Annotated in this window: 1 protein-coding gene; it reads left to right on the top strand. The window is 56.7% G+C overall.

Features of this window, described 5'->3' with window-relative positions:
• Positions 1-65 precede the first annotated feature (65 nt).
• Positions 66-1,067, top strand: coding sequence for an IS30 family transposase (locus tag A6U87_RS26875; protein ID WP_065694384.1), 1,002 nt, complete (start codon positions 66-68; stop codon positions 1,065-1,067).
• Positions 1,068-1,115: the final 48 nt, after the last annotated feature.

The following is a 1,115-nucleotide window of genomic DNA, read 5'->3' as shown; positions in this document are numbered from 1 at the left end:
GGTACATTCTATTTCCAAGTGCGACATGCCAATGATTTCAACGGCTTCACTTTGGAGATTTTGGCATGTCCCGATGCTATACGCAGCTTGCTCTCGCCGACCGACGACGCCTACATCAGCTGGTGGCGGCAAAAGTTCCCATCAACGAAATGGCCCGTCAGCTTGGCCGCCATCGTTCGACGATTTACCGCGAGATCAAGCGCAACACGTTTCGCGATCGTGAACTGCCGGACTACGACGGCTACTACAGCACGGTAGCTCACGATATCTCCAAGGACCGGCGACGCCGGCTGAGAAAGCTGCGGCGGCACCCGAATTTACGCACGGAGATCATCACCCAGTTGGAGGCACGCTGGTCTCCGGAGCAGATTGCCGGGCGCCTGTTGTTAGAGGGGCGCAGCCTCGTCCGCGTCTGTAAAGAGACAATCTACCGCTTCATTTACAGCAAGGAAGATTACGGGCTTGGCCTCTATCAGTATCTACCGGAAGCGCGTCGCAAACGTCGTCCACTGCGCTCCAGGAAGCCGCGCGACGGTGTGTTTCCAGCCTCGCACCGCATATCCCAACGTCCTGATTTTATTGGAGATAGATCGCAGTTTGGACATTGGGAGGGCGACCTCCTCATCTTTGAGCGTCCACTCGGCCATGCCAATGTCACGTCGCTCGTCGAGCGCAAGAGCCGCTACACCGTTCTCATCAAGAATCCAAGCCGGCATTCTCGCCCGATCATGGACAAGATCATCAGAGCTTTTTCGCCTTTGCCGGCCTTTGCGCGTCAGAGCTTCACGTTTGATCGCGGTACCGAGTTTGCCGGATTCAGGGCTTTGGAAGAAGGGATCGGCGCGCATAGCTGGTTTTGCGACCCAAGTGCGCCGTGGCAAAAAGGAACCGTCGAGAACACCAACAAGCGCGTTCGACGTTTCCTGCCGGGCACCACAGACCTGGCAATTGTGTCACAACGCGACCTTCTCCATCTCGGGCGCCATATCAACGATCAACCGCGCAAATGCCTCGGATACAGGACACCGACCGAAGTGTTCATGGCGCATTTGCAAGAGGGAGGCTGATCCCCTACCCTTGAAGACGGGCATGACGCACTTGGGTTAGCTTCTCCA

Source organism: Rhizobium sp. AC44/96, assembly GCF_001692185.1.
In the GTDB taxonomy this organism is placed as follows: Bacteria; Pseudomonadota; Alphaproteobacteria; order Rhizobiales; family Rhizobiaceae; genus Rhizobium.
This window is presented reverse-complemented; position numbering and strand designations above follow the sequence as displayed.